This is a genomic window from Rhodococcus sp. RS1C4, assembly GCF_002258225.1.
In the GTDB taxonomy this organism is placed as follows: Bacteria; Actinomycetota; Actinomycetes; order Mycobacteriales; family Mycobacteriaceae; genus Rhodococcoides; species Rhodococcoides fascians_E.
The window spans coordinates 55551-81357 of the sequence record NZ_NOXZ01000039.1 but is presented as its reverse complement, the minus strand read 5'-3'; the positions used below and the strand labels follow the sequence as shown (position 1 = coordinate 81357).

Annotated in this window: 24 protein-coding genes and 1 riboswitch; of the genes, 8 read left to right on the top strand and 16 right to left on the bottom strand. The window is 65.5% G+C overall.

The window, feature by feature from the left end:
- The 3 genes from crtI to CH289_RS20860 all read left to right on the top strand — a co-directional run bounded on the left by crtI (position 1) and on the right by CH289_RS20860 (position 4344).
- On the top strand, positions 1-1566 hold the full coding sequence (gene crtI / locus CH289_RS20870; protein WP_033188559.1) for a phytoene desaturase family protein: 1566 nt from the start codon (positions 1-3) through the stop codon (positions 1564-1566).
- A gap of 143 nt (positions 1567-1709) precedes the next feature.
- Positions 1710-3356, top strand: a complete 1647-nt coding sequence (locus CH289_RS20865) for an alpha-(1->6)-mannopyranosyltransferase A (protein ID WP_033188558.1) — start codon at positions 1710-1712, stop codon at positions 3354-3356.
- Positions 3349-4344, top strand: coding sequence for a phytoene/squalene synthase family protein (locus tag CH289_RS20860; RefSeq protein WP_094728470.1), 996 nt, complete (start codon positions 3349-3351; stop codon positions 4342-4344). Before CH289_RS20865 ends, CH289_RS20860 begins: the two co-directional genes overlap by 8 nt.
- On the opposite strand, the gene CH289_RS20855 is transcribed toward CH289_RS20860, so the two are convergent.
- Positions 4316-4687 carry an Rv2175c family DNA-binding protein gene (locus CH289_RS20855; protein ID WP_019665946.1) on the bottom strand — a complete coding sequence of 124 codons (372 nt, stop codon included), beginning with the start codon at positions 4685-4687 and terminating at the stop codon, positions 4316-4318. The two genes, CH289_RS20860 and CH289_RS20855, sit on opposite strands and share 29 nt — an antisense overlap.
- 169 nt (positions 4688-4856) lie before the next feature.
- On the opposite strand from CH289_RS20855, the gene pknB reads away from it, so the two are divergent.
- On the top strand, positions 4857-6881 hold the full coding sequence (gene pknB, locus CH289_RS20850; RefSeq protein WP_033188557.1) for a Stk1 family PASTA domain-containing Ser/Thr kinase: 2025 nt from the start codon (positions 4857-4859) through the stop codon (positions 6879-6881).
- Between the two features lie 12 nt (positions 6882-6893).
- On the opposite strand, the gene CH289_RS20845 is transcribed toward pknB, so the two are convergent.
- The gene (locus CH289_RS20845) at positions 6894-8282 is read right to left on the bottom strand and encodes a class II 3-deoxy-7-phosphoheptulonate synthase (RefSeq protein ID WP_019665948.1); all 1389 of its coding nucleotides are present in this window, start codon (positions 8280-8282) and stop codon (positions 6894-6896) included.
- Positions 8283-8343: 61 nt separating this feature from the next.
- Positions 8344-8829, bottom strand: a complete 486-nt coding sequence (locus CH289_RS20840; RefSeq protein WP_019665949.1) for a polyadenylate-specific 3'-exoribonuclease AS — start codon at positions 8827-8829, stop codon at positions 8344-8346.
- Between the two features lie 219 nt (positions 8830-9048).
- On the opposite strand from CH289_RS20840, the gene CH289_RS20835 reads away from it, so the two are divergent.
- The gene (locus tag CH289_RS20835; protein WP_094728468.1) at positions 9049-10368 is read left to right on the top strand and encodes a glycosyltransferase 87 family protein; all 1320 of its coding nucleotides are present in this window, start codon (positions 9049-9051) and stop codon (positions 10366-10368) included.
- A 16-nt stretch (positions 10369-10384) separates the two neighbouring features.
- Here CH289_RS20835 and CH289_RS20830 read toward each other — a convergent pair whose 3' ends face one another.
- From CH289_RS20830 to CH289_RS20805, 6 genes are all read right to left on the bottom strand, one after another.
- Entirely contained in the window at positions 10385-11110 is a 726-nt protein-coding gene (locus CH289_RS20830) for a lysophospholipid acyltransferase family protein (RefSeq protein ID WP_019665951.1), read from the bottom strand.
- A gap of 162 nt (positions 11111-11272) precedes the next feature.
- The gene (locus tag CH289_RS20825) at positions 11273-12247 is read right to left on the bottom strand and encodes an ROK family protein (RefSeq protein WP_019665952.1); all 975 of its coding nucleotides are present in this window, start codon (positions 12245-12247) and stop codon (positions 11273-11275) included.
- 76 nt (positions 12248-12323) lie between these two features.
- Positions 12324-12779, bottom strand: a complete 456-nt coding sequence (locus CH289_RS20820; RefSeq protein ID WP_019665953.1) for a hypothetical protein — start codon at positions 12777-12779, stop codon at positions 12324-12326.
- Between the two features lie 40 nt (positions 12780-12819).
- Positions 12820-14073 (bottom strand): ArsA family ATPase, encoded by a 1254-nt coding sequence (locus CH289_RS20815; protein ID WP_179276851.1) that lies wholly within the window; start codon positions 14071-14073, stop codon positions 12820-12822.
- Positions 14070-14507 carry an SRPBCC family protein gene (locus CH289_RS20810; RefSeq protein WP_019665955.1) on the bottom strand — a complete coding sequence of 146 codons (438 nt, stop codon included), beginning with the start codon at positions 14505-14507 and terminating at the stop codon, positions 14070-14072. Before CH289_RS20810 ends, CH289_RS20815 begins: the two co-directional genes overlap by 4 nt.
- A 99-nt stretch (positions 14508-14606) precedes the next feature.
- Positions 14607-15005: a hypothetical protein gene (locus tag CH289_RS20805; RefSeq protein ID WP_026347917.1), complete on the bottom strand. Its 399-nt coding sequence runs from the start codon at positions 15003-15005 to the stop codon at positions 14607-14609.
- A 126-nt stretch (positions 15006-15131) separates the two neighbouring features.
- Between CH289_RS20805 and CH289_RS20800 the strand changes: the two genes are divergently transcribed.
- A complete protein-coding gene (locus tag CH289_RS20800) occupies positions 15132-16937 on the top strand; it encodes an AMP-dependent synthetase/ligase (RefSeq protein WP_179276847.1) in 1806 nt (601 codons plus the stop codon).
- 40 nt (positions 16938-16977) lie between these two features.
- Here CH289_RS20800 and CH289_RS20795 read toward each other — a convergent pair whose 3' ends face one another.
- The 5 genes from CH289_RS20795 to CH289_RS20775 form a co-directional block, all read right to left on the bottom strand.
- Positions 16978-18102 carry a glycosyltransferase family 4 protein gene (locus CH289_RS20795; protein WP_179276846.1) on the bottom strand — a complete coding sequence of 375 codons (1125 nt, stop codon included), beginning with the start codon at positions 18100-18102 and terminating at the stop codon, positions 16978-16980.
- Between the two features lie 14 nt (positions 18103-18116).
- Complete coding sequence (locus tag CH289_RS20790) at positions 18117-19433, bottom strand: membrane protein (RefSeq protein ID WP_033188552.1); 1317 nt, start codon at positions 19431-19433, stop codon at positions 18117-18119.
- An 8-nt stretch (positions 19434-19441) separates the two neighbouring features.
- Complete coding sequence (locus CH289_RS20785; RefSeq protein WP_019665960.1) at positions 19442-20503, bottom strand: C40 family peptidase; 1062 nt, start codon at positions 20501-20503, stop codon at positions 19442-19444.
- 309 nt (positions 20504-20812) lie between these two features.
- A complete protein-coding gene (locus CH289_RS20780) occupies positions 20813-21373 on the bottom strand; it encodes a C40 family peptidase (protein ID WP_027498846.1) in 561 nt (186 codons plus the stop codon).
- A gap of 17 nt (positions 21374-21390) precedes the next feature.
- Positions 21391-21556, bottom strand: a riboswitch (cyclic di-AMP (ydaO/yuaA leader).
- 115 nt (positions 21557-21671) lie between these two features.
- On the bottom strand, positions 21672-21953 hold the full coding sequence (locus CH289_RS20775) for a hypothetical protein (RefSeq protein WP_019665962.1): 282 nt from the start codon (positions 21951-21953) through the stop codon (positions 21672-21674).
- Positions 21954-22079: 126 nt separating this feature from the next.
- Here CH289_RS20775 and CH289_RS20770 point away from each other — a divergent pair, with 126 nt between their 5' ends.
- The gene (locus CH289_RS20770; protein ID WP_019665963.1) at positions 22080-23831 is read left to right on the top strand and encodes a DEDD exonuclease domain-containing protein; all 1752 of its coding nucleotides are present in this window, start codon (positions 22080-22082) and stop codon (positions 23829-23831) included.
- Between the two features lie 10 nt (positions 23832-23841).
- The gene (locus tag CH289_RS20765) at positions 23842-24117 is read left to right on the top strand and encodes an Lrp/AsnC family transcriptional regulator (RefSeq protein ID WP_019665964.1); all 276 of its coding nucleotides are present in this window, start codon (positions 23842-23844) and stop codon (positions 24115-24117) included.
- A gap of 22 nt (positions 24118-24139) precedes the next feature.
- Here the strand turns inward: CH289_RS20765 and trpD are convergent, their stop codons facing one another.
- Together trpD and CH289_RS20755 are read right to left on the bottom strand one after the other, a co-directional pair.
- Complete coding sequence (gene trpD / locus CH289_RS20760; RefSeq protein ID WP_026347921.1) at positions 24140-25213, bottom strand: anthranilate phosphoribosyltransferase; 1074 nt, start codon at positions 25211-25213, stop codon at positions 24140-24142.
- 79 nt (positions 25214-25292) lie between these two features.
- Positions 25293-25775, bottom strand: coding sequence for a hypothetical protein (locus CH289_RS20755; protein WP_179276845.1), 483 nt, complete (start codon positions 25773-25775; stop codon positions 25293-25295).
- Positions 25776-25807: the final 32 nt, after the last annotated feature.

The window sequence follows — 25807 nt, the reverse complement described above, 5'->3', positions numbered from 1 at the left end:
GTGCGCGCCATCAATGGACCCACGAACTCGGTGGTCGTCGTAGGAGCCGGATTGGCCGGTCTCTCGGCAGCACTGCGTCTCCTCGGTGCGGGACGGTCGGTGACGGTGCTCGAACGCGAGCAGTCCGTCGGCGGCCGGGTCGGCATCTATCCCGTACAGGACGAGGACGGATCGCACCTGTACGACATCGACAACGGGGCCAGTGTGCTCACGATGCCCGACCTGATCGAATCCGCCCTCGCCGCCGTGGGTGAGACGTTCCAGTCCGTCACCCCGGCGATCGAACTCGAATCGTTGGCGCCGAGCTATCACACGCGCTACGCCGACGGCACGTCCATCGACGTCTTCGCGGACCCGGAGGTGATGGCCGCGGAGGTGGAGAAGAAGTGCGGCGCTGCCGAGGCCGAGGGGTATCGATCGCTGCGCCGCTGGCTCGCTGCGATCTTCGACTCGGAGTTCGATCGGTACATCGACTCCAACTTCGACTCGCCTCTCGATCTCGTGTCGACTCCGGCGGCCTTGCGCGACACCCTCACCCTTGCCCGTCTGGGCGGGTTCGGCAAGCTCGGACCCAAGGTGGATCGCTTCCTGAAGGACGATCGCTTGCGTCGAGTGTTCACTTTCCAAGCCCTGTACGCGGGGATGGCGCCTGCGCGGGCACTCGCGGTCTACGGCGCGATCGCTCACATGGACACTTCGCTCGGGGTGTACTTCCCCGTGGGCGGAATGGCGACGATCGCGGCGGGAATGGCCGATGCAGTCCGCAAGCACGGCGGTTCCGTCGTCACCGGCACCGAGGTCGCGGACATCGTGGTCACCGTCGGCCGGGCGACGTCGGTGGTCACGTCCGACGGCACCGAGTTTCCGTGTGACGCACTTGTCCTGACGCCGGATCTCCCCGTCGTCGACGCGCTGTTGGACCGAGCGGACGTCACTTCCGCGGGCCGACGCCGTGGCTACGGCCGGGTGTCGCCGTCGGCGGTGGTCTTCCACGGCACCGTGCCCACGTCCGTGACCGCGACGTGGCCGAGCGAGTCGCACCACACCATCGACTTCGGGGCGGACTGGGCGGCAACTTTCCGCCGTATCACCGCTCGTTCCGGGCGTGGCTCCCTCATGAGCGATCCGTCGCTACTGATCACGCGTCCCTCGGTGTCCGATCGGTCGTTGCTGGTTCAGCGGGGTGGAACGGCGTGTGAGCCGGTGTCCGTGCTCGCCCCGTGCCCCAATCTGGACAGCGCACCACTGGACTGGGCGCGGCTGCGCGACCCTTACGTCCAGGAGCTGGGGATCGAGCTGGAGCGCCGCGGGTACCACGGGATACGGTCGATGACGATCGATCACATCGACACGCCGCAGACGTGGGCCGATCGCGGGATGGTGGAAGGTTCGCCGTTCTCCTCGGCTCATGTCTTCCGTCAGACCGGCCCGTTCCGACGCCGGAATCTCGTGGCCGGGCTCTCGAACGTCGTGTTGGCGGGTTCGGCGACCACGCCGGGTGTCGGCGTGCCGACAGTACTGGTGTCCGGCAAACTGGCCGCCGAGAGAATCGTCGGCGCACCGTGACATCCGCCCGAGTCGCGGGATGGTTCGGATCGTGCGAAATCACCAACTAAACTGACTGCGGCCATCGGCGCGGTGCTTCGTGTTCACCGTCCGGACCACACGCACTTCAAGTCCGCGACACCGAGAGGAGGATGACAGCAACGATGTCCCCGGTTCAGGGTTCGGCCCCATCCGAGAAACCCGGCGACAGCACCGTTTCGAGCACTGCTTCCTCCTCGGGTGCGGCGGGTGATTCCCGGGTTCGACACCTCGCTTCGTTTCTTCGTAGTCCGGAAGGCCACGCTGCCGTCCTCGGAGTCGTGGGCGCGGCGCTCATCACGTTCGGTGGCTTCGGCGCAGGCAGTGTCCGGCGCCGCGATCCGTTGCTCGAAGCCATGCACCTGTCGTGGCTACGGTTCGGCCACGGTCTGATTCTCTCCAGCATCCTCGTGTGGGTCGGTGTCCTTCTGATGATCGTCGCCTGGGTCCGGCTGGGCCGCGCGACGCTCGGTGGCCGCACCTCGCTGCGAGAGTTGCGTTGGGTGGTCCCGGCGTGGACGGCGCCGTTGTTGCTGGCCGTCCCGATGTTCAGCCGGGATGCTTACTCGTACTTGGCGCAGGGGGCGTTGCTACGCGACGGCTTCGACCCGTACGCCGTCGGTCCGGTGGCCAATCCCGGAATGCTGTTGGACAACGTGAGCAATGTCTGGACCACGACGACGGCACCGTACGGGCCGCTGTTCCTCCTGCTGGGTCAAGCCATCACGAGTATCACCGGCGACAACGTCGTGGCGGGGACGATGCTGCTGCGGATCACGATGCTGCCGGGCCTCGTGTTGATGATGTGGGCCGTCCCACGTCTGGCGTCGCACCTCGGCGGCAAGCCCGCTATCGCGCTGTGGCTCGCCGTCCTCAACCCACTCGTACTCATCCATCTGATCGGCGGCGTTCACAACGAGCTCCTGATGGTCGGTCTGATGACCGCTGGAATCGTCCTGGTTCTCGAACGCAAGCACGTTGCGGGCGTCGCGCTGGTCGCGGTGGCGGTCGCGATCAAGGCAACGGCCGGGCTGGCGTTGCCGTTCATGGTGTGGATCTGGATGATTCACGAACGGGAGAAAGCCGTCGCGGAGAATCGTGCACCGTCCTCCCCCATCGTGTCGTTCGCCAAGACAGCGGGAACCGGCGCAGGAGTGTTCGCCGCGGTGTTCGCGATCGCGTCCGTCGTGGCCGGTGTCGGAATCGGGTGGCTGACGGCGTTGTCCGGCTCGGCCAAGATCATCAACTGGCTATCCCTGCCCACGATCCTCGCGCACCTCGTCACCGTCAGCACGTCGTGGTTCCTGGATCTCCGTCTCGGCCCTGTACTCGAAGTGACACGGATGCTGTGTGCGCTCGCGTTGGCGGTCATCATCGTCGGTACCTGGTGGTTGTTCCGCAGAACCGAACGGGACGCGGTGAAGGGCATCGTCATCGCGCTCGTCGCTATCGTCGTTCTCTCCCCCGCCGCTCTGCCGTGGTACTACTCGTGGCCGCTGGCGCTCGCGGCCGGTTTCGCGTTGTCGACCAGGACGTTGATGGTTCTCGTGGGGCTGTCCACCTGGTTGATGCTCGTGTTCCGGCCCGACGGATCGATCGGGCTGTACACGGTTGCGCATGTCGCGCTCGCAACGTTCGCGGCCGTGGTCGCTGCGGTGTCGTTGACTCGGGTGGATCCGCTCCGCCTACGCGGACACCCCGAGAAGAGAAGTCCGAGGAAGACGTCCGAGCTCGACACGACGGACCGCACGAGTACGGCCGACCATGGGTGAACTCGACGCGATCGACCCAGCACTGCACGACGCATACCGCCTGTGCCGGGATCTCAATGCCCGCCACGGTAAGACGTACTTCCTCGCGACGAGGCTTCTTCCGGTCGAGAAGCGCGCTGCCGTGCATGCTCTCTACGGGTTCGCGCGCATGGTGGACGACATCATCGACGTCGACGTCGACGGGTCTCTGACCGAAACGGACACGGCTGCAACGTCTCTGGCGCCCGCGGACGAACGTGCGGCCGCCTCCGTCGACGAGCTCGAACTGCGAGTGACGGCGGCTCTGAACGGCGAGCAACTCGGCACCGGTCCGTCGGACATGGTCCTTCGCGCCTTCGTGGACACCGTGAACCGGTACCACATCGATCACGAGTACTTCCGTGCGTTCTTCCATTCGATGCGCATGGACATCCCGGGCACCGAGTTCTTCAAGGCCCGCTACCGGACCATGCCCGAACTTCGTGAATACATGTACGGGTCCGCGGCCGTCATCGGCCTCGAGATGCTGCCCATTCTGGGCACCGCCGTCGACGGTGCGGAGGAGCCTGCCGCTGCCCTCGGCGAAGCCTTCCAGCTGACCAACTTCATTCGGGACATGGGCGAGGACCTCGACCGAGACCGGATCTACCTGCCCACCGACGAGCTAACGGCGTTCGGCGTGGACGAGGATCTTCTTCGGTACTGCCGTCGGGAGAAACGAACCGATCCGCGGGTGGACCGCGCGCTTGCCCACTTGATCGTGCACACCCGTGCGATCTACCGGGTCGCGGATCCAGGGATCGATTTTCTCGATCCTCGGGTGCGCCCAGGTATGCGGACCGCGTCGCTCCTCTACAGCGGAATTCTGCGCGAGGTCGAGGAGAACGGCTACCGAGTGCTGTTCGAGCGCGCGCGGGTGTCGCGCGGACGGAGGCTGTCGGTGGCGGCGCCGAGGCTGCTCGCCACCGGGTGGATCAACCTCAGAACGCCATCGCCTGCGCGCGCCTGATCACCTCGCGCATGAGGTGACCGTGCATCGCGTCGATGGGCCGACCGGGGAGGCTGTCGTCGGCCTCGAACAGCCACTTCAGAATCTCCTCGTCCTCGAATCCGCCGTCGTGGAGAACGGCGAGCAGTCCGGGAAGTCCTTTGACGATCTCGCGGCGTTCGGCGTCGAGAAAGACCTCGGGTACGCCGGGGACGCGTTCACGCTTGACTGCCAGGAGCTGGCGGTCGCGAAGCATCTGCTCGACCCTCGACTTCGGAACCTCGAGGATTTTGCTCACGTCCGTCAGCTGTAGCAGCGATTCGGACGGATCGAGGACGTCGCCTGAGTAAGGGATTGTGCTCACTGCAGTAACGTTAACTGCTTCGGTCTCGTATACGAAAAACGCCCGTACCGCGCACGAACGCGGGCCGAGACGACGTCGGTGCTCGGTGCGGCCGAGACGAAGTCGATACCAACCCTGGCTACCATCACGTAGGCAGCGCCCACTTTTTCCACAGGAGGTAGACGAGGTGATGTGGAAAGATCTGCATGGATCCGTTTCGACGGGTTCGTTGCTGGATCGGCGCTACCGGATCGACGCGCCCATCGCACGTGGCGGAATGTCGACCGTGTACCGCGCACTCGACACCCGGCTGGACCGACCGGTCGCAGTCAAGATCATGGACCCCAAGTTCGCCGAGGATCCGCAGTTCGTCGCCCGGTTCGAGTTCGAGGCGAGGGCCGTGGCCAGGCTCAACAATCCGGGCCTCGTCGCTGTGTACGACCACGGCCGAGACGGAGAGTTCGCGTTTCTGGTCATGGAGTTGGTGGAGGGCGGAACCCTGCGCGAACTTCTCCGTGAGCGTGGGCCGATGCCGCCGCACGCGGCTGCCGCAGTGGTCCGACCGGTTCTCGACGCCCTGGGTACCGCTCACCGTGCAGGCCTCGTTCACCGCGACATCAAACCCGAGAACATTCTCATCTCCGACGCCGGGGACGTGAAGATCGCCGATTTCGGCCTCGTTCGAGCCGTGGCGGCCTCGAATGCCACGTCGAGTTCCGTCATTCTGGGCACAGCCGCCTATCTCTCGCCCGAACAGGTGACGACCGGGTCCGCCAATGCGGGCAGCGACGTGTACGGCGTGGGTGTCGTCCTGTTCGAGTTGCTGACCGGGCGTACCCCCTTCAACGGTGACACGTCCCTCTCGATCGCGTACCAGCGGATCGACAACGATGTTCCCCATCCCAGCGCGTACATCGCTGGTGTACCGCCGGAATTCGACGAGCTGGTGGCCCGCGCCACCGATCGAGACCCGGCCTCCAGGTTCCAGAACGCCGACGAGATGGCACGTGCGCTCCGCGTGGTGTGTGGACGGTTGGAACTGCCCCCGTACCGCGTGCCTGCGCCGCGGCGTTCGGCCGAACATCGCAGTGCTGCAGCGTTGGGTGCGCCCACCACGTTCGCCGGCGAGCGCCCCGCCGCCGAACCACCCACCCAGGTGGTGTCGTCCACGCCCCCACCGGATGCTGTGGTGCATCACACCCGCGTTCAGACTGCACCGACGTATCGCGGCGACGCTTCGGGACCGACCGTCGACGACGACTCGGCCGATGCCGCATCGTCGCGCGCACCGGGTCGCCGCGAGTACCAGTTCCCCGACTTCGATGCCGACCGGCAGCGTTCGCGCCGAGCCATCGTCATCTGGCTGACCATCGTCGCGCTACTGGCGGTCGCCGTGGGAATCGGAGGTTGGTGGATGGGATCGGGCAGATACACCTCCGTCCCCGAAATCGGCGGATTGGATCTGCAGAGCGCACAGAGCACGCTCGCGGCCGCGGACCTGGAGAACACCGTCCAGGGCACCTACTCGGACACCATGCCGGTCGATGCTCTGATCGGCACCGACCCGGCCTCCGGTTCACGGGTGGCGAAGGGCGACACCGTCGACGTGCTCGTGTCGCTGGGCAAGCCGACCGTTCCGGACATCACGTCGAACATCTCGATCGGTGACATGCAGGATCTGTTGCGTGAGCGAACTTTCGAACCGGTCGACGGCGGTGAGGCTTTCAGCACCACCGCACCCGTCGGCGGGGTCGCGGCGTTGGATCCGGCGCCGGGAACCACACTCGCCGTCGGCGACACCGTCAAGATCCTGCGTTCCAAAGGCGCACCGCCGGTGGATGTTCCGGACGTGAACGGCTTGACGGCCGAGGAGGCGACGGCAGCGCTCGCCGCCGTCGACATCTCGGTGTCAGGCACCCAGGAGCAGTTCGACAAGGACGTCGACGGCGGCCGCGTCGCGGGTACGTCACCGGAGATCGGCACGTCCGTCACCGCGGGAAGCAGTGTGGAACTGCAGATCTCGAACGCGGTGTCGGTGCCGTCACTGCTCGGCCGGTCCGTCGGCTCGGCACGAGAGACGGTTCAGCGGTTGGGCTTGGACGTACAGGTCCGTCAGGTCTTCGACACCGACGGCTCACTCGTGGTGTCGCAGACCCCGGGACCTGGATCCAGAGTGGCCCCGGGGTCGACGGTCACCGTCGTGTCGTTGCCCTGATGCGGCAGTACTTCAGCCGCGCAGCATCTCCGCGACCAGGAAGGCGAGTTCGAGCGACTGCTGAGTGTTGAGCCTGGGGTCGCACGCTGTCTCGTAGCGCCCGGCCAGATCCAGATCCGAGATCTCCTGAGCGCCACCGAGGCACTCGGTGACGTTGTCCCCGGTCAACTCGACGTGCAGTCCACCCGGATGCGTTCCGAGCGCGCGGTGGATCTCGAAGAAGCCCTGAACCTCGTCGACGATTCGGTCGAAGTGTCGCGTCTTGTATCCCGTCGACGCCTCGTGCGTGTTCCCGTGCATGGGGTCGCACTGCCAGATGACCTGGTGTCCGGTGGCCTGCACCTTCTCGATGATGGGCGGCAGTAGCTCACGGACCTTGCCGTTGCCCATCCGCGAGATGAGGGTGAGCCGGCCGGGCTTGTTCGTCGGGTCGAGGCGTTCGACGTATTCCACGGCCATGTCCGGCGTGGTGGACGGCCCGATCTTCAGCCCGATGGGATTGTTGATCAACTCTGCGAGCGCGATGTGCGCCCCGTCGAGCTGACGGGTCCGGTCGCCGATCCACAGGAAGTGCGCGGACAGGTCGTACAGCTTGGGATGCTCGGCGTCAGCGTTGTCCAGCCGCAGCATCGCGCGCTCGTAATCCAGTACCAGTGCCTCGTGACTGGCGAAGATCTGCGCGGTTTCAAGGTTGGGATCCTTGACACCACAGGCGTCCATGAACCGCAGACCACGATCGATCTCCCCCGCCAACGCCTCGTACCGGGCACCGGCAGGCGAGTTCTGGACGAACTCACGGTTCCAATCGTGCACCTTGTGCAGATCTGCCATACCTGCGCCGGTCAGGGCGCGCACGAGGTTCATCGCAGCGCTCGCGTTGGCGTACGCGCGCACCAGGCGAGACGGATCGTGCTGGCGGACAGCCTCGTCCGCGACGAGGGAGTTGACCATGTCACCGCGGTAGGACTTGAGGCCCAGCGCGTCGACATCGGCCGACCTGGGCTTGGCGTACTGGCCGGCGATCCTGCCTACCTTGACCACCGGCAGGCTCGCGCCGTACGTCAGAACGACCGCCATCTGCAGCAAGGTGCGGATGTTGCCCTTGATGTGCGGCTCCGTGTTGTCGACGAACGTCTCCGCACAATCACCACCCTGGAGCAGGAAGGCCTCACCCCGCGCGACCGCGGCCAGCTGGTCCGACAAGGACTCGACCTCGCCTGCGACGGTGATCGGGGGAACGCTCTCGAGCACTTTCCGCATGTCGGCTGCCTGGGCCGAATCCCACGACGGCTGCTGCGCCGCCGGCCGTGCGAGCGCGTCGTCGAGTTGCTGGCGCAATGTCGACGGCAAGGGCGGCAGGTCGGGCAAGCGGTCGATGGGTACGTCGACAGTCCAGTTCACCGCTACAGGATATTCGCACCGATACCGGTGCCGGCGTCGGGCTCCCCTGTCTGTCGCCGTGTCAGCTCGAGGCGTCCTCGACGGCCCTGTATTTGGCGAGATTGTGCCGGGCGTCGGCCAATGCGTCGTGTGCATCGTCGGGAGCGGGAGGCAGATATGGACTACCTCGGTCCTCCCAGTGTTGACGAAGCTCGCGAGTGAACCGCGGCAGCGATCGAGGCAGCTCGGTCATCGACCCCCAGAGCTGGCAGAGCGCGACATGGTCGTATGCGGCGACCCAGGCCCACAGCTCCACTTCGGCACCCGGGTACGGCACCAGGAACTCCAGCAGCTCGTCGCGGATTCTCGCGCGGCTCTTCCACAGCGGCGACGAGTACGGTGGCAGCTTGGGAAGGACGTTCCGGCGGACCCACTTGCCCGCCCGCTCGGGATCGAACTCGGAGGACACGGCGTAGAACTCACGTCCGTCCTCGGAGACCACAGCGATCGAGACCAGCTCGATTGTGCGACCATCCTCGATGAACTCGGTGTCGTAGAAGTAGCGCACGCTTCGAAGACTATCGGGCAGCCACAGGGTCGGCGTGAGTGGAGCCTGCGGAATGAATCAGGCTCAGCAGTGAGTGGAGCCTGCGGAACGAATCAGGCTCAGCAGTGAGTGGAGCCTGCGGAACGAATCAGGCTCAGCAGTGAGTGGAGCCTGCGGAAGAATCGGGGTGGGTGGTGCCACACCGTCGTCAATCGCTATCGAGCACGCAGAAGGAACACGATGCTGGAAACACCCGAGATCGCCGCGGATCCGTCGGCGGGATCGACGCGACGTCGCACGTCGCCGTCGCTCGTCGCCGTGTGCGTGATCATCGCGGCCGCAGCGTTGGCGGGCATCGCGTACAACATTCTCGGCTTGCCCGGTTTACGTGGGCTGACACCTCTCGGGAACTACTACCGGATCGACCTGGACGTCTACCGAATCGGCGGTGGCGTGTTCGCGTCCGGTTCGCCGTTGTACGGGCAGATGCCTCCGACTGCGCTGGGCAACACTCTTCCCTTCACGTACCCGCCCATTGCCGCTGTTCTGTTCAGTCCGTTGTCCGCGGTGAGCCTGTACTGGGCGAACATCATCGTGACGAGTGTGTCCCTGGTGTTGCTGTTCGCCACCATCGTGCTGACGTTGAGGTCGCTCGGCGTGGCGTCTTCCCTCGGCGCCTCGGTGTCCGCATGGAGGGAACAGCACCTACCCGGTCCTGTTCTGTTGTGGTCCGCGGCCGGGATCTTCGCCGCTTCGCTTCTGCTCGAGCCCGTGTTCTCGACTCTCGACTACGGGCAGATCAACATCGTGCTGATGGCGTTCGTCGCCGCCGACTGCCTGCTTCGTAAGACTCCGTGGCCGCGCGGACTCCTCATCGGTTTCGTTGCCGCGGTGAAGCTGACACCTGCCGTTTTCGTCCTGTACTTCCTGCTTCGCAAGGACTTTCGTGCTGCCGTCGTGGCCGGTATCAGCTTTGCCGCGTTCACCGCACTCGGATTCCTGATCACGTTCTCGGACTCGGTGACCTACTGGACCGACACATTGATCGATTCCGACCGAATCGGTAGGCCCGCGTACCCCGCGAATCAGAGCATCACCGGTGTGCTCGCGCGATTCGGACTCGACGATTCGCTTCGCTCGGTTCTCTGGATCGCCCTGTCGTGCTGCGTCCTCGCGGTGGCGGCGCTTGCGATGCGCCGAGCTTTCTCGGCCGGGCAAGGCGCCCTGGCCCTGGGAGTGAACGCGATCTTCGGTTTGCTGGTGTCCCCGGTGTCCTGGTCTCACCACTGGGTATGGGTGGTTCCGTTCATGGTGGCACTTACTGCACTCGCCTACCGCAGGCGTAGCTACCTGACGCTGGCGTTCGTCGGCGTCGGCGTCGTCCTGATGCACTTCGCGCCGCACTGGCGGCTGGCACCCGGCCGCTACTCGGGACTCGGGTGGCCGCTGTGGGACCAGGTAGCGGCGTCGTCGTACGTTCTCTGGGGCGCCGCTGCTCTCGCCGTCGTCATCGCGCTGCTTCGCTCGCCCGGAGTCGGTCGAACCCCGTCTTCGTCCTGACGACCCCGCAGAACACTCAGCTCGCGCGGGTGTCCGGGATTCGCTCGGAACCTGCGACGGCGGAGTCCTCGGGCTTCTTCTTCATCGACGCCGCGTACACGTCCACGTACTCCTGACCGGACAGCAACATCAGGTCGTACATGACTTCGTCGGTGACTGCGCGCTCGACGAAGCGGTTGCCCGCCATGCCGTCGAAGCGCGAGAAGTCGATGGGCTTACCGATCTTGATGGTGATCTTCGCCGGACGCCACATCTTGGAACCGATGGGGTTCATCTTGTCGGTGCCGATCATCGCGACGGGAACCACCTGAACACCGGTCTGCAGAGCAAGCCGCGCCATGCCCGTCTTGCCCTTGTACAACCGACCGTCGGGCGAACGGGTGCCCTCGGGATAGATACCGAGGAGCTTGCCCTTGCCGATGACTCGCGCGCCTGCATTCAACGCGTCCTGCGCCGCATCCGCTCCGGTCCGGTCGATGGGGACCTGACCGACCGCGGTGAAGAACCACTTCTGGAATGCGCCCTTGAGCCCGGGGCCGGTGAAGTACTCGCTCTTCGCGAGGAACGTGATGCGCCGCTGCACTTTCAGCGGCAGGTAGAACGAGTCGAGAACCGCCTGATGGTTGCTGGCGAGGATCATCGGTCCTCGCGCAGGAATGTTCTCGAGGCCCTCTATCGTCGGCCTACCCAGTGCAACCAGGAGCGGACCGATGAGGACGTACTTGAACAGCCAGTACCACATGGCGTCCTTCCTGGTGAGACCAACGATGTCGAGTATCGGGTGCAGAGGAAACTGTACCTACCGTTTATGACGCCAGCCACAGATAGTGCGCACACGGGAGAAGCATCACAGAACCGGACCGTGAGGTCGCGTCCGGACCGTCGGCGCGAGGCCTCGCCTGCGTCAGTGCGACGCCGTCGAGAACGCGCTTCGTGCAAGGTCGGCCGCACCGATCATTCCGGCGGCTTCGCCTAGCTGGGTGGCGCGGATGGTCGCGAGTGGGCGGTGCCCCGCACCCGTCACCAGGCGTGCACAGTGCTCGGTCGCTTCGTTGAGAAATTGACTGGACGACGTCGCCACTCCGCCGGCGATCACGATCAGATCGGGATCGTAGACATCGCTCACCATGGACAGCCCGACACCGAGCCACCGAGAGAACTCGTGCATGGTGCGGATACCGATCTCGTCGCCGTCCTGAGCCGCCGAGGCGATCCTCCGTCCCGTCAGCGAACCGGGATCGAGAAAGACCTCACGGGCCAGAATTGTCGACGAACCCTGATCTGCGGCAAGAAATTCGACCGCAGTGTCCACCAATGCCGTTCCGCTGCAGTACCGTTCCCAGCAACCTCGCTTGCCACAGGGGCAGGCACGACCGTCGGGGACAACTTGGATATGCCCGAGTTCCGGTGCCACACCGTAACTTCCGCGGTAGATCTTGCCGTCGATCAGAAGCGCGGCACCGATACCCGTTCCGATGGCGACCATCACGACGTTGCGCCCGTCGGCTGCAGCACCGAATCGGTACTCGGCCCACGCCGCCGAGTTCGCGTCGTGCTCCAGCACGACGGGCAACCCGATACGATCGCTCATCCGTTTGGCTACCGGGCTACCCACCCATGGGAGATGCGGGGCGAATCGGACCGACGTTCGATCGGAATCGAGGAAACCTGCGACCGCCAGACCGACTGCCTCCACGGGGTGCCGAGTCGCGAGTTCGCGGACGACACGCTCCAACCCGCGCTCGAGGGCCGCAGCGGTGTGCGGCGTCGGCGACTGGGTGGAATCGATGACCTGACCGGACGCGTCGACTACGGACGCACGCAAACTGGTGCCTCCGACATCGATACCGATCGTGAGTGATTGACGCTGCCGTTTCATTGTCCGACCTTTCTCGGCCGCCCCCAACGGCTATCTCGAGCTTTCGTGCTTCGGCCACCCCAGGAACGGCTGTCCGTCAGTTCCCGGGCTTCTCGGTGGCCGCATCTTTCACGGTAACCGTAATCGGAACGAACTTCGCTCGTCGAACTATCGGGTCTTCCGTGTCGTGCCCGACAGTGCTGTCCCCGCCGTGAGGCATGTCACCGGAGGTGTCTTCCACCGACGACGACGCTGCGGTGTCGCGTGCACCGGCGTAGCCCTCACCAGGAGCAGGGCGGCCCGCGTGCTCGGCCATGATCTGCCTCAGCAACGCCAGAACCGTCGCACCCTCGGAGGCGAGCAGTGTCAACAGGTCGTGCTGCTCCCCGCGCAGCAAGGCAGCCAGCGCGCAGACCGGGCACCAACTGCACCCCTGCTTCGGTCGTTCGCTCTGCTCCTCGACAGCTTGACGGAGAACAGGCTCCAACCTCGTCAGCACCGTCTCCGCGAGCGACCACAATTCAGCCGCGACATCCGAATGGCGCTCGTTCACGTCGAACTCACGCCCCGACGAGCGTCCCGCGCACTGACCTTCATGCCGGCCACACCGCCGGGTCGGGACGGAAACGGATGACGAGGCGCCCGGCGTCGAACTCCGCGCCGAGCACGATGCATCGCCTCAGGACGGAAGCGAGCCGAACGCGCCTGCGAACGCCGTCGGCCCCGATGATCACGTCATCGTCCACGCGTCCGAGAGTGAGGGTCGACGGATCGACGAGCGGCAGAACCATCGTCATCGCGTAGATCGACTCCAACCCTGTTCCTGACTCGTGCGCGACGGTCGGCGTGTCCGTTCCCGGTCGCTCGTCCGTCGTGTCGGTGGTCCGTTGCGTGTTCAGTGCAGCAAGAGAGACCAACCCTACCGGCTCCTGGGACGCCTGTTCCACGACGACGACGGCCGTACCTGCCGCCAGGTCGGACACCTCTCCGAGCACCTCCTGTTGAGCGGACCGCCACCCTTCGAACCAGAAGACGGCGGGGTGCGCTCCGACCAAGCCGATCGACGACGAATTGAGCAGCGGCAGAACTTTGTTGACGACGATCGTGTCCACGGCCAGACCCGTCAGCGCAGCCGCGGACAACGTCCGCCTGGCTTCGGCGACGCCGACTCGGTCCGGGGTGAGCACCACCGTCATCGATGTTCGAGAGTGGTCGAGGAACAGTTCCCTGATACGTTCCGCCGCGGTGACGATGTTCTCCAGCATCGCGACGACGAGGGTCAGTCTCGGGTCCGTGCCGGTTCCGGCGACGATCCGGTCGTGGCGCGGCCAGAGCCGTTCGAGATACCCGGCAACGAGGTCCGGCAGTTCAAGAATGCGCAGCGCGTCCGCGGTGGCCGGAAGGTCGACGAACACTGTGTCCCAACGGGATTGATCTATGAGATCGACCAACCGATCGAGACCGACGAGTTCCTGCACCCCTGGAGCGCCGATGATCTCCTCGGGATCGACCGCACCGAACCGGACTCCGTGTTCGTGGCCGGCGCCGGCCATGGACAGGATGGAGGTCAACGCCGCGTACTTCGTCGCTACCAGGGCCAGAGTGTCCAGTTCGAGAACGTCCAATCCGGGCTCGACCGCCGTGGGCTCGGCGCCGCCCGCTCGGCCGTTGTTCACGCCGAGCACGTCGGTCACCGAGTGCGCTTGATCGAACGAGACGACGAGAGCTCGCGATCCCGCCCGGACGTCGTCGACAGCCGACTTCAGCGCAAACGTCGTTTTGCCCGCACCGCCTTTGCCGACGAACAGCCGGACTGCAGTGCGGGCATCGGAACGGGCCTCGGTCAGCCTTCGACTCGCTTCTTCAGTTCTTTGAGTGCAGTGTCGGTGATGACCTTCTCTGCCTTCCGCTTGAACAGACCGATCATCGGAATGTTCAGGTCCACGGCGAGTTCGTACGTGACCTCGGTACCGCCGGCTGCGTTGTCCTTCAACGTGTACGAGCCGTTCTGCGATTTCTGCATCTCACCCGACACCAGTTCCCAGGACACGGACTTTCCATCCGCCGCCCACTGGTAACTCAGCTCGTAGGTGTCCTTGACCATGCCCGCGTCCAGTACGAACTTCACCCGCTCCGCGCGACCGTCGGATCCGGCCGCGACGACCTCGACGGACTTCGCCGCCGACACCCAGGACGGGTAGGCATCGAAGTCCGCGATCACGTCCATCACCTGCGCGGACGGAGCATCGACTGTGATCGACCTCTGAGTTCTCTCGGCCATCGTGGTTACTCGGTGTCCCTTCTGTTCTCACGCCGCACTTGTTCATGTCATCGGCAGGTACGTACGTCACCCGTGCCGGGAGCACTGCCGTCCTTCATCTCACACGATGGCAGGCGGGTCGCACAACGGCCGCTCACCTGCCGCGCGTCCCGCCTCGAGCTCCCGTTTCACTTCGAACGCCATGGCCTTGCCTGCTACCCGTCGTCGTCGATTCTCCGCGGCGAGGTCGATGGACGTCCGGACGGCCGGCTCCGCGTGCAGAAAGTAATGGAGTACGACGCCGTCGAGCTTCGGAACGGGCTCGAGCCAGACCTCCATCGTTCCCGTGAGGGCGCCTTCGACAGACCACCTGAAGCCTTTGTCGGCGCGATCGTCGGTGACGTCGACGCGGAGGTCCGGCCACCATCGGCGCCAACGCCTCGGATGCCCCAGCGACTCCGCCACGGCGGAACCCGGCGCAGCGACAAACGTCTGATCGGCTACTTGGACACTGCTCATGAGATGAGCTTCACACATCGGGACTTCAGCGCGCGCACGAGGCGGTCGAACCGGCCTCGCAACCGGGTCTACAGTGAGACGAATCCGACTACTCGTGAGTAGAGCTAACGTTCATTGGAGGTCACCGTGCGCGAGTTCACATCTCCCGCCGCTTTTGTCGTCGAAGAATCTGCGTCGGTCGTGGACACCGTGTTCGCTCGGGCAGCCTCCGAACCTCAGTCGGTCGCATTTCGCCGGTCCGTCGACGGTTCCTGGTCCGATGTCACCGCCGAGCAGTTCGCCACGGAAGTGAACGCCGTCGCGAAGGGCTTGATCGCCGCGGGAGTCGAACAGGGCGATCGCGTCGGGCTCATGTCGTCGACTCGGTACGAATGGACGGTCGTGGACTACGCGATCTGGGCCTCGGGCGGCGTCACGGTCCCGATCTACGAAACCTCGTCGGCGGGTCAGGTGGAATGGATCCTGTCCGACGCCCGACCTGTTCTGCTGATCCTCGAGACCGAGAAGCACGTCACCGACACAGCGGACGTGGTCGCCGCCGCAGACTCGGTTCGGACGACGTTCCGGATCGACGCAGGCAACGACGAGGACGGAGCCGTTGCTCGGTTGACCGAGCTCGGAGCAACCGTCGAGGACAACGCCGTACGCACGCGTGTCGACGCTCTGCGCTCCTCTGATCCAGCGACGCTCATCTACACCTCCGGCACCACCGGGCGACCCAAAGGTGTGCAGTTGACGCACGCGAACCTCGTCGCCGAGTCGCGTGGAATTCGCGAGACGTCGCTGAAGGAGTTGCTGCGTCCCGGCAGCCGGACGTTGATGTTCCTGCCGTTGGCGCACGTTCTCGCTCGCGCGGTCACGATCGCCGCGTTCGACGCCGGCACAGCCGTCGGACACACGAGCGACATCCCCAATCTCGTCGCGACGTTCGGTTCCTTCCGCCCGGACTTCATACTCTCGGTGCCCCGCGTGTTCGAGAAGGTCTACAACACTGCCAAGCAGAAAGCACACGCGGACGGCAAGGGCAAGGTCTTCGATGCAGCCGCGGACACTGCCGTGGCGTGGAGCGAAGCACAGGACACAGGCGCCGGTCTGGTTCTGAGGGTCAAGCACGCTGTGTTCGACAAACTCGTCTACTCGAAGTTGCGGGCCGCGCTGGGCGGACAGTGCCAACTCGCGATCTCCGGTGGCGCGCCGCTCGGTGCACGCCTCGGCCACTTCTACCGAGGTATCGGCATACCGATCTTCGAAGGCTACGGACTCACCGAGACCAGCGCAGCATTCGCGGTCAACACGATCGGCCACCAACGCGTCGGCAGCGTCGGACGACCGCTCCCCGGCAACACGGTCCGTATCGCCGAGGACGGTGAGATCCAACTCCGCGGCCCGGTGGTGTTCGACGGCTATTGGCGCAACGACGAGGCATCGGCCGAGTCCTTGGACGAAGGGTGGTTCCGCACAGGAGATCTGGGTTCGGTGGACGGCGACGGATACATCACGATCACCGGCCGCAAGAAGGAACTCATCGTCACAGCAGGCGGAAAGAACGTGTCGCCGGCAGGGCTCGAGGACCGGTTGCGCGCGCACCCACTCGTCAGTCAGGCCATCGTCGTCGGCGATCAGAAGCCGTTCATCGGCGCCCTCATCACGCTCGACGAGGACGCACTGTCGGGATGGAAGGACGCACACGGCAAGTCCGCCGACGCGAAGGCTGCGGATCTCGCGACCGACCCCGATCTCATCGCCGACCTCGATGCGGCTGTGGCGGACGCGAACACCACCGTCTCGCACGCCGAAGCGATCAAGAAGTACCGAGTACTCCCAGGCGATTTCACCGAGGACGCCGGTGAGATGACACCGACCATGAAGCTCAAGCGCAACGTCATCACGGCGTCGTACGCCAAGGACATCGAGGCCATCTACTCCAAGTGAACGTCGCCTGTGATGGAAGCCTGGACTTTCCCGGCTTCTATCACAGCAAGCGTCGAAGCTTCGCTGCCAATGCGTCCCACTGCCACTCGGCTCGGACCCAGGAGCGACCTGCGTTTCCCATCGACGTCGCGAGCGCTCGATCGGAGAGTATCCGTACGACGGCGTCGGTGATCGCATCGACCGACGTGCCGTCGACCACCAAGCCGGTCTTGCCTTCGAGGACGGTTTCCGGTGCGCCACCGGACATTCCGGCGACGACGGGGACTCCGGTCGCGGACGCTTCGAGGTAGACGATGCCGAGACCTTCGACGTCGAGACCGGCGCCTCGCGTCCGGCTGGGCATCGCGAACACGTCGGCGATCGCGTGATGAGCCGCCAGCTCGGCGGAAGGGACGGTCCCGGTGAAGATCACGTGCTGCTCGACACCGGCCTTGCGTGCCAACGTGCGCAGGGCTCCTTCGTAGGGACCGCCTCCGACGATCACCAGGACCGCGCCGTCCACCTTCGCCCGAATGCCCTCGATCGATCGGATCAGATAGTCCTGCCCCTTCCTCGGTACCAGCCGGGACAGGCACAGAACAGTCGGACGGTCTCCGAGTCCGTATCGAGCCCGCAGCTCGGCTCGCGCACCGGCGTCCGGTGCGAAACGGTCGGTGTCCACTCCTGACGGAACGTGTTCGAGGGCTGCACGTGGACCGAATGCCGCGGCGAATCTGCCTCGGGTGTATTTGCTGACGTAGGTCACCGTATCGACGGTGTTGCCGATGATGCGCAGGGTTCCCCGCCCACCGGGAACCATCGACCACCCCACCTCGTGACCGTGTGTACTAGCGACGACTGTCTCCGCGCCCGCGCGTCGCACCACAGGAGCCATCACCGCGAGCGGTGCCGCCGCGCCGAACCACACCGAATCACATCCGTGCGCCCGCACCAGCTGCGCCGCCCGCCGTGCCACCAACGGAGTGGGAAGCATCAGCGTTGTCGGGTGCCGAACCACCTCGAACGGCTGACGCTCGTCGAACTTCACATGGCTGTCTCCGCGCCACCGCGGCGCGTAGACCACCAGCTCGTCCGCAGGAAACCGTGTGGCAAAGCTGTGCAGGTAGGACTGGATGCCGCCCGGGCGTGGTGGAAAGTCGTTCGTCACCAGCAGAGTCCGAGGCATGTGTTCACCGTAGGTCAGCGGGACTGCTGGAGAACCCACGACCCCCATCGGCTCACGAACTCGTCCAAGCCTGTTCCCAGAGCGGAGGCGACGCCCGCCGCTGTCTCGACTGCAGTCTTGGGGCCGTCGGCGAGTTGCATGTACAACCGGCGCTGTGCCGGCTCGCCGAATTCCGCTGCCACGAAGGCGAAGACCGACCACGCGGACTCGTACGCGAGCGTGGTGCGCACTCCCCCCGCCGCGAAGTCGGAATCCTCCGGAAGCACCGTCGGTGGACCTCCCTGCATCACTACAGCACTCAAAGTCGGTGCGATACGGTCGAACTCGATATTCGATTCGCGGTAGCCCGAATAGTCGGCGAACCCCTCGAGGACCCACATGGGTGAGCCGTCGACGGTGTCGGATCTGGCCGCGACGTGGGTGAGCTCGTGGCGCAGAACGGTTCGGGTTGTGACATCGGTGAGCCGAGCAGGCGCTGCGGGCCCGAACACGACTCGTTGCCCGGTCACCGGCCGGTCCTGGCGCACCGCATCCGAGACAGTCACGGCGGCGACGTCGGACTCCGCGGTGGCGTCTCCGGCCGATGCCGCGAATTCCGCTGCCGATCCGGAGGTGAAGATCAACGCCGACTGCGGCCAGTCGTCGCCGTAGAAACTCGTGACGGCATCGACGGCCGAGGGCAGCTCGGCAACGACCGCGTCGACGAGCGCGCTCTGGTCCGGATGGCCGAGCACGACGGAGGTACCACCCGCGGTGGCAACCGATCGGGCAATAACGGGCCCGAAGTCCCACGGCCCGCGCCACGTCGTCCGATCCGTTCCCGGCACCGGTGTGTCCGACACGATGCGCCACTCGTCACCACGCCGCGCCACCACCAGGGAAACCGGTCGCCGTGTCGATTCGGCGTCGGGTCCGGACACTGCGTAGCGCAGCACCACGGACGGCGCCCAGACGTCGGCGGCGTTCAGCGGCGACGCGATCGCCGAGGGAACCGGAACCTCCGGCTCGTCGACCAGTTCGTATCCCCAGTCCGAGAAGGGGACTGCGGACATGTCGTTCGCTCGACGGACCTGGGCCTGCAGAAACTCGGGATCCGCCGCGGGATCGACGACCTGCTCCAACGCGTCGACGTCGTTGGTGCGGAGTGCGTCCGCCCATTTCTGCAGCAGCGCCTCGACGCCGTTCCGCCGACCGTCCTCGTAAGGGTTCGAGACAGTCGTCGACTGCGGTGAGTTCGGCGGTGGAGTCGTGGTTGCTCCGGACGCGCAGGAACCGAGCACGACCACTGCACACAACGACGTGAACGCCGAACGAAGCGCCCGCGTTCGCACGACGAAGATCAGTAGCGACGTGCGCCGTAGTACGGGAACGACGCCATGGACTGCACCTTCACCGGGACGCCGAACGTCGAGGCGTGCAGAACGTTGCCGTTGCCCGCGTACAGGCCGACGTGAGACGCATCGGGGTAGAAGAGCACGACGTCTCCGGGCTGCAGGTCCTTCTGATCGACGGGAGCGCCGCCCGCGGCCTGAGCCTGACTGGACCGCGGCAGGGTCTTTCCCACCTGCTTGTAGGCCCACACGACCAAGCCCGAGCAGTCGAAGCCGTCCGGTCCGGTCGCGCCCCACACGTAGGGCTTACCGATCTGGGTGAGCCCAGCCTGCAGGGCACCGGAACCCGACCCGGGGATGAGGTTGGACAGAATCTTGGACAGATCGAACCCGGGCGGCAGAGGCGAACCCGCAAGCTCGGCCTGCTCCGCTCCGGACAGTGCGTTGAAGCTGGCGATGACCTCCGCCATCTGACTTTGGAGCTCGCTCTGCTTGGCCTGAAGATCGTCGCTGACGACCTTGGCCTGCTCCGCTGCTGCACGCGCAGCGTCGGCCGCGGCACGTGCTGCCTGATCCGCCGCCGCGGCATCGGCACTGGCCTGCTTGAACTGCTCCACCTGACGCGCCGTCTCGGCGGAGATCACGTCGAGTGCGGACATCTGATCGAGGAGCTGCTGTGGAGAGTCGCTGACCATCACGGCGAACAGGCGGTTGGTGCGGCCACCCTGGTAGTTGGCGTTGGCCACCTTGTCCACGGCCGGTTTCACCTGCGCCAGGGCCTCCTGGGCCCGATCCAGCTCGGCCTGGTGCGCACCTACAGCGGCTTCGGCGTCCTGCTGCACGGCCGTCTTCGCATCCAGGTCGATCTGGGCGTTGTGCAGAGCTTCCGTCGTCTGCTCGGACTCCCGGGACAGATCTGCGAGCCGCGTCTGGGCGTCGGACGCACTGTCGACACCCGGTTGCGCGCCGGCCACGGCTGTTGGGGAGACGACGAGGCAGGCCGCGAGAATGGCCGCCGCGAGAATGCCCTTCTTCGAGCGGGTGACGCGCTTGACAGTCGGTGTCGCCACGAAAGGTGACTCTCCGTTCTTGCAGTTCGTAGTCCAAAGGGGTGCGCCGAGATGAAACTTTCGGCGAAGAAACAAACCCTACCCAGGAGTAGGTGCCCGCGAGCGTGGAACGAGACCGAAATTTCGGACTTTTTCCGGAACTCGATCCTGCTCCATCGAGGTCGACAGTCTCGAACAGGTTACGGTTCGGCAGCCGACGAGTCCATTCGGCGACCTGCCAGGCTCCACGCACCGGTGCCTGACGAAAAACAGCACCAGGCGAGCCCGTGAGGCTCACTCCTGGTGCTGTCCTTACACACGATCATCGAATCAGTAGCGACGTGCTCCGTCGAACGGCATCGACGAGACGGGCGCGACCTTGACGGGGACACCCGACGTCGACGCATGGATGACGTTGCCGTTGCCCGCGTAGATTCCGGAGTGCGATCCGCCGTAGAAGGAGACGACATCGCCCGGCTGCAGGTCGGACTGCGACACGGGGGTGCCTGCCGCGGCCTGGTCGTAGCTGGTGCGCGGCAGACTGATGCCGGCCTGCTTGTACGCCCACTGAACGAGTCCGGAGCAGTCGAACGAGTCGGGGCCCGAAGCGCCGTAGACGTACGGCGATCCGATCTTCGACTCGGCGGCCTGAACTGCCTTGGCAGCCGGGGTGACCTGTGGTGCGAGCGGTGCGGGAGCCGCAGGCAGACCGGGGATCTCGGTCGGCAGCGGCGGAAGACCTGGGATTTCCGGAATCTCGAAGGTACCGACTCCGGGGATGGTGATGGGGGCCGCCATTGCGGGGGCTGCGGGCAGAACGACCGCACCGGCAGTGATCGCGCCGGCTACGAGGATTCGACGCAATTGGCGGGTTGAAGTATGTGACGCCACGAGAAAGGGTTGCTCCGTTTCTTCCACTCATCCGCCGACCGAGTTAGCTGACGGGTTCGGGCTGGGAAGATCAGCCCTACCCACCCGGACGCTGGTAGCGGCCGAAGCAGGATTCACCCCAATGGAAATCGGGTTCCCGGTACGGGCGCTCTCGCGAGCATCCCGATTAGGCGGTGACTTGCGACGCCGCTCCGGTTTGGATTGGCGAGACTCCGCAAGGTCTCAGGAAGATTACGAAACGGCATACCCCTGTGTCGACCCCAACTCGCCGAAGCGACCCGAAGAAGTCGATTCGACCCTAGATCGCGCGTCGATCCCCGCTTGTGTCACGAGCCGGTAACGAACCCCCGGAAGGGTCCTGTTCCGGGCCGACGACGAGACGTAGTTTCGGCACGAGACCACTCTCGGCAAGAACATCCATGGCCCCCAGTTCTTCCTGGTCGAGCGCTATCCGAGGGCGCGGAATCCCGACGTCCACCGGACGCCCCTCGGCCGTACCGGGCGGTCCGAGCAACACCGTCACGACACAGTCTGCGCACGCGATGTCACGGACCTTGCAATCACTGCAATCGATGATCATGTGATCTCCATCTCTTTCCCGTTTGATCGACCCTTCACGGCGAAACCTAGCGATCCACTCCGACACGTTCAGCGTCCCGAGCAAGATCGGCATTGCTGTCGGTGCCTGTCGCTACCGTCTGCACTCGTGAGCGTCCCGATTCAGCTGAGCTTCGACGAGCTCGACACTCCGTTGCACGACACGACGTTCGTCGTAGTCGACCTGGAGACCACAGGTGGCAGCCCGGACACCGAAGCGATCACCGAGATCGGGGCGGTGAAGATTCGGGGCGGCGAGGTCATCGCCGAATTCGCGACGCTGGTGGACCCGGGCCGATCCATTCCGCCGTACATCGTCGAGCTCACCGGGATCACCACTGCCATGCTGATCGGCGCCCCTCGGATCGACCGAGTGCTGCCCAGCTTTCTCGAGTTCGCCCGCGGCTCGGTCCTCGTCGCACACAACGCCCGCTTCGACACTGCTTTCCTCAGGGCGGCCGCGTCACGGCTGGACATCGCCTGGCCCAAGTTCCAGGTGCTCTGCACGGTCAAACTCGCCCGACGAGTACTCACCCGCGACGAGGCACCCTCGGTGAAACTGTCGGCACTGTCCTCGCTCTTCCAGGTCAGCACCGTACCCACCCACCGCGCCCTCGACGATGCACGAGCAACGGTCGACGTACTGCACGCTTTGATCGAGCGAGTGGGCAATCAGGGTGTCCACAGCTACGCGGAACTCGTCGACTACCTGCCTGCTGTGTCGGCCGGGCAGAGAGCCAAACGCTCACTCGCCTCTCACCTACCCCGTACCCCGGGCGTCTATCTCTTCAAGGGACCGGGCAACGAGGTGCTGTACGTCGGCACGTCGAACAATCTGCAGCGGCGCGTGCGCAATTACTTCACCGGGTCCGAGACGCGTGGCCGCATGAAGGAAATGGTGGGCCTCGCCGTCGGCGTCGACCACGTCGAATGCGCCCATGCCCTCGAAGCCGGAGTGCGCGAGCTTCGACTTCTGTGCGCCCACATCCCCCCGTACAACCGCCGCTCCAAGTTCCCCAAGAAGGGTTGGTGGATCACGACGACCACGGAGGCGTTTCCACGCCTCTCCGTCGTCCGCTCACCGACGGAGAACTCGATCGGCCCCTTCGGCGCCCGCGGTGATGCCGCCGACGCCGCTGCGCTCGTCTCCGAGGTACTCGGTATCCGTACCTGCACTCGCCGCATCCCCCGCACCTCCCTGCACGCGTGTCCGGGCGAAGCTGTCGGCGGGTGCGCCGCGGGTGGCCCCACGCCACTCACGCCCGACGAGTACGCAATCTTGCCGGGCCGGTTCGTCGAGCTCGCACACGGACGCGACGACTGTGCGCTTCAGGCCGCGCGGGATCGAATCTCCGCGCTGTCCGATGCCGAGCTGTTCGAGTCCGCAGCCAGGCTTCGAGACAGGCTCGCTTCGCTTGCAGACGTTCTACGCCGGATGCACCGGCTCGCAGCCATCGCGGCGATCGCCGAGCTGATCGTCGCCCGACGTGCGCCGGACGGTGGGTGGGAACTGGCCGTGGTCCGCCACGGCCGCCTCGCTGCATCGGCCGTCACCGCGCGCCGAGTGCACCCGATGCCCGTCGTGGAAGCGATCGTGGCAGCCGCGGAAACCGTCGTGCCGGACTCCACGCCCTTTCGAGGCGCATCACCGGAGGAAGTAGCCCTCGTCGGCCGCTGGCTCGAATCCGACGGCGTCAGGATCGTCCGGACCACCGACGGATACGCAGAGCCCGTTCACGGAGCCGGAGGGTGGCGGCAGTGGTGCACCACCGCTCGCACCGTGTCCAGGCACGAACGCGCGATGGCCGTCACACCGGTGGAGGACACCGGCGTCGGCGCCCACCTTCGTGCGGCGCTCTAAACTCGGCAGCATGATCAACGCAATCGTCATGATCGATGCCGAGTCGCACGCCATCCCGGAGACCGCACAGGCGGTCGCGGACGTCGACGGCGTCACCGAGGTCTACTCGTGTGCAGGGGACGTGGACCTCATCGCGATCGTCAAGGTCAGGGACCACGCACAGATCGCCGACGTGATCACGCAGCACATCAACAAGGTGCCCGGTGTCGTGAACACCGCCACCCACATCGCGTTCCAGTCCTACTCCAGCGCGGACATAGAAGCGGGCTTCTCCATAGGCGAGTAGTCGGCCGGGCGCAGCGACCCCGTCAATCGAGTTCGTTGGACCGTGCGATCCATCGATCGAGCAGGCTTGCGGTTCCTCCGGAATCGACGGCGGCAGCAGCACGTTCGACACCACGCTTCAGCAGACCGGTCAAGTCGTCGGCGACGATCCCGGACGTGATCCCGTCGTGCGCCGTCAGTGCCGCAGCGGCGTTCAGCAGGACTGCGTCGCGCACCGCACCATGCTTGCCGGCGAACACCTCCCGAGCCACCTGCGCGTTGAAGGCAGCGTCGCCTCCGCGGAGCGCGTCGATGTCGACGAGATCGAACCCGAAGTCCCTCGGGTCGATCCTGGCCACCGTCACGTCGCCACCCGACACGATGTGCACTGTCGTCGTCGTGGACAGCGTTATCTCGTCGAGGCCGTCGTCACCACGGACGACCAATGCGCTGGTGCCACGACCGGCGAACACCCGGGCCACGACGGGAAGCAACGAGTCGAACGCACAGCCGATCAGACCCGCCCGCGGCCGCCCCGGGTTGGTCAGGGGACCGAGCACGTTGAAGACCGTCGGGATGCCGATCTCCTTCCGCGGAGGGCCCGCGAAACGCAGCGCCGGATGGTAGACAGGCGCGAAACAGAACCCGATTCCCACGTCTCGGACCGTGGTCGCGACACCGTCCGCTCCGAGCCCGAACTTCACTCCGAGGGCCTCGAGCACATCCGTCGTCCCACTTCGCGAAGACGCAGCACGGTTGCCGTGTTTGACCACCGGAGCTCCGGCCGACGCCACGACGAGGGCGGCCATCGTCGAGATGTTGACCGTGTCGGCGCCGTCGCCACCCGTACCGACGACGTCGACGGCATTCGGTTCGCTGTCGACCAAGGTCGCATGGCCCAGCATCGAGTTCGCCAGTCCGCTCACTTCCTCCGGAGTCGGACCCTTCATCTTCAGAGCGACACCGAAGGCCGCGATCTGAGCGGCAGTGGCGTTGTCGGACATGATCTCGTCCATCGCCCAGGCCGTGTCGTCGGCGGAGAGATCGACGTTCGACGTCAGCGCACCGAGTACGGCCTTCCAGGTCCTGCTCGGCACACCGTTGCTCGCATCTGTCATCGACTACTCCCCATACCTTCCTCGGCCGTTCCAGAGCTCGACGCCCTCGATCGGCAGTCCGCGACGTGCGACCGAAAGCCTAGTCAGCACCGGACGGAGACGCCCCTCCAGGTTGCAGCGCATCCCACCCCTCGACCACACCACCTCGCCGCTGCGCGAGACCGGCCATTCGCGAGCGTTCCTGTGAGCAGTGCAACGCGTCGATCACCTGCACCCGCTGCAGCGTCAGGCCGACACCGCCCTCGACACTCGGGCGGTAACCGATGGTCGGAATCTCCGGGCGCGGGCGCGGATCCATCACCGGCTCGTACCCGTCCTGCGCGGCGACGGACGTCGCGTCCTCGATCTGGTCCGGCGGCAACACCAGGTGATGACGGAACACCGCCTCCGCTGTGTCGACCCATCCCGCAGCCGCTCCGCGACCGAGCGCCGTCGAACACGATTCGGCGTCGTCGAAGGAAAATGCCACTACCACCAAATCGTCCCTGGCGGGGTCGAGAGGAACAGTCTTCGTCCCTCCGAACAACCGCCGGAACCATGATGCGCCACCGTTCGTTGCCATGAGGCGAGCCTTGCACGACAACCTATGCGCAG

Excerpts from the sequence above, each read along its gene's own strand:
- CH289_RS20865 (WP_033188558.1), top strand. The coding sequence starts at position 1,710 with ATGTCCCCGGTTCAGGGTTCGGCCCCATCCGAGAAACCCGGCGACAGC.
- CH289_RS20860 (WP_094728470.1), top strand. The coding sequence starts at position 3,349 with ATGGGTGAACTCGACGCGATCGACCCAGCACTGCACGACGCATACCGC.
- pknB (WP_033188557.1), top strand. The coding sequence starts at position 4,857 with ATGTGGAAAGATCTGCATGGATCCGTTTCGACGGGTTCGTTGCTGGAT.
- CH289_RS20835 (WP_094728468.1), top strand. The coding sequence starts at position 9,049 with ATGCTGGAAACACCCGAGATCGCCGCGGATCCGTCGGCGGGATCGACG.
- CH289_RS20830 (WP_019665951.1), bottom strand. The coding sequence starts at position 11,110 with ATGTGGTACTGGCTGTTCAAGTACGTCCTCATCGGTCCGCTCCTGGTT.
- CH289_RS20825 (WP_019665952.1), bottom strand. The coding sequence starts at position 12,247 with ATGAAACGGCAGCGTCAATCACTCACGATCGGTATCGATGTCGGAGGC.
- CH289_RS20810 (WP_019665955.1), bottom strand. The coding sequence starts at position 14,507 with ATGGCCGAGAGAACTCAGAGGTCGATCACAGTCGATGCTCCGTCCGCG.
- CH289_RS20805 (WP_026347917.1), bottom strand. The coding sequence starts at position 15,005 with ATGAGCAGTGTCCAAGTAGCCGATCAGACGTTTGTCGCTGCGCCGGGT.
- CH289_RS20795 (WP_179276846.1), bottom strand. The coding sequence starts at position 18,102 with ATGCCTCGGACTCTGCTGGTGACGAACGACTTTCCACCACGCCCGGGC.
- CH289_RS20775 (WP_019665962.1), bottom strand. The coding sequence starts at position 21,953 with ATGATCATCGATTGCAGTGATTGCAAGGTCCGTGACATCGCGTGCGCA.
- CH289_RS20765 (WP_019665964.1), top strand. The coding sequence starts at position 23,842 with ATGATCAACGCAATCGTCATGATCGATGCCGAGTCGCACGCCATCCCG.
- trpD (WP_026347921.1), bottom strand. The coding sequence starts at position 25,213 with ATGACAGATGCGAGCAACGGTGTGCCGAGCAGGACCTGGAAGGCCGTA.
- CH289_RS20755 (WP_179276845.1), bottom strand. The coding sequence starts at position 25,775 with ATGGCAACGAACGGTGGCGCATCATGGTTCCGGCGGTTGTTCGGAGGG.